The following is a 2153-nucleotide window of genomic DNA, read 5'->3' as shown; positions in this document are numbered from 1 at the left end:
TATAACATGGTAGGTTCACAAACACTGTAATCGGGACAATGTATATTCCCCCAAAAAGCTAATCAAAAAATCTATGTGATTTCCTTGCAGTCAAACTTTCTCTTAGAGGGTGGAGCCAAACCTGGTAACTAATCATTAAAATAGGGGTAGAAAGAATAGTAAACTTGAACTTTGAGCTTTTATCATATGAATTTTGTACCTCATCATTTTGAGTTATAATTGACATCTCAATATGTCATCTGTATATTGCCGGGATAAAAATTTTCAGTTAGGAGGGGTTCTCTTGCCTATAAACGTCATATTTCTAATGAAAGGAGCTATAAATGCTTAGAACAGTTGTCCATTTCATAATATTTCTGCCTTTCATTATTCTGTTATCATCATGTGCTTTTAACCATACACCAGGAATGGTTCGTGACTTAACTATTCCAGAAATGAACGAAGCCTTTGGAGAAAAACCTGTCGATTTAGTGACTGGAACAGAGTGTATTAGCCCTGTAAAAGTCATGATACTAAATAAGGAAACAAGCAGTGAACATTACAGTTATAAAAAAACAGATTCAATATTAGTGAGCGAGGTATATATTGTTCCAAAAATTTTTATTGAACGGGTGAACACTTATTTTGCTGATAGACTAAAAGAAAGTGGTATTGAAGTTGATAACAAATCCAACAAAGAAATCCATGTTTCCTTTGTTAAAATGTCACAGCATGGGTTTGAAAGAAAAAATGTGAGAGTTGGCCTAAAAATAACAATTCCTGAAATTAATTATAATAAAACTTTTACCGGGTCCGAGGATAGTTTTCTTCTCTCAAAAGCATCGGCATATGCAATTCACAGAGCAATAAGACAATGTATGGAGGATAAAAAATTTCAAAATTACATAAAATGTTTGAATGATAATCCTAAAGATTAAAACTGATAAAAAATTTATAACATGATGGTATGATCTGTATTTTATACTTTAAATTTTTATGTAATTTCCTTATCAGATTACCGGGAAGGATCTCGTCAAAAAATCTGCGTTTGAAATTTAGTACTTGGTTTCGTATCCGAAAAGATGCAGATCTGTATCCGATCTGTAGGAAAAGATCAAAATCTTTGCTCAAAAACTGTCAGGCAAAAGATCAACTTTTGCAAAATAAATCTTTAGGACCGAATGGTTTAAAAAATTCATATCCCCACTTCCAGAGGGGAAATAATGAAATACGATGAAATGAGAATGCACAGCTGTTTGAATCATCGACCATCATCAAAATAAATATTGCGCCTGGACAAACAGTTCATCGACATCGTTCCCGTCGGCCCCGTCTTTATTTTCTCCGATTCGATAGGTTGCCTGAAGCTTGATGTCATGTTTTTCTATGTAATAGTTAACTCCTCCTGAAAACCGTGTCCAATATTTATCATAATTGTCGGCATTCTGAATTTCATATGCCGTTACAACTTCCACCATCAAGGGTTTAATCAAATACCCTCCCTCCACGGCAAAGTTCTCCAGTATGGTTTCACTGTTTTTATATAAACCGGATGTAATTCCTGCATCGACCAGCTCAGAGCTGAAACTATTGTATTGACAGTCGATAGAAAATCCTTTTCCTCTGAACGCCCCGCTAATTTCAAACCCATGAACTTCATCAACGTCATTTTTTGTTCTTGCCGGGTCCAGATTGTCTTCATCATTTTTCCATATAAAAGCCCCGACACCCAAAGCGATCTTTGGTTCACCTTCAAAATCACCCTGGGAAAACTTGAAATATCCTGCGGGAAAAAAATCGAACCTAGCTCCGACCATATTACCCTCGCTCCAGTCTTCTCCCGCATCAACCTGAATAACAGGTTCAAAATCCAGTTTTTTATTATCCGGATCAACTGCTCCTTTGGCAACCGAAAATCCCCAGCCGAACATTTTCTCCTTGAAATTTCCATTTAAATGAATCCCTGTCTGTTTATCTGGAGTTCCATAGTTATGATCGCCAACAAAGGTACGCTCGACAGTCAGTCTTTCCTCTGCAGGGGTAAGAAGCTCCCGGGAAAATGAGAAATTGCGGTCACCCAGGATAACGCTTACGCTCTTGAACCCCATATATTCAATGTAAACATTTATTACTTCCAAACTGTTTTTCCCCATGTCCCACTGAAACCGGCCTTT

Annotated in this window: 2 protein-coding genes; one reads left to right on the top strand and one right to left on the bottom strand. The window is 36.7% G+C overall.

What is annotated here, in order from left to right; all coding sequences use genetic code 11:
* The first annotated feature begins 323 nt into the window (after window positions 1-323).
* Window positions 324-917: a hypothetical protein gene (locus tag KKA81_15915; protein MBU2652415.1), complete on the top strand. Its 594-nt coding sequence runs from the start codon at window positions 324-326 to the stop codon at window positions 915-917.
* Window positions 918-1253: 336 nt separating this feature from the next.
* Here the strand turns inward: KKA81_15915 and KKA81_15910 are convergent.
* Window positions 1254-2153, bottom strand: a 900-nt coding sequence (locus KKA81_15910) for a hypothetical protein (protein ID MBU2652414.1), incomplete at its 5' end; no start/stop codon positions are given.

It is taken from the genome of Bacteroidota bacterium, assembly GCA_018831055.1.
GTDB lineage: Bacteria > Bacteroidota > Bacteroidia > Bacteroidales > B18-G4 > M55B132.
Note: the sequence above shows the minus strand (reverse complement) of the source record. Positions and strands in the feature narration are given on the sequence as shown.

Excerpts from the sequence above, each read along its gene's own strand:
- KKA81_15915 (MBU2652415.1), top strand. The coding sequence starts at position 324 with ATGCTTAGAACAGTTGTCCATTTCATAATATTTCTGCCTTTCATTATT.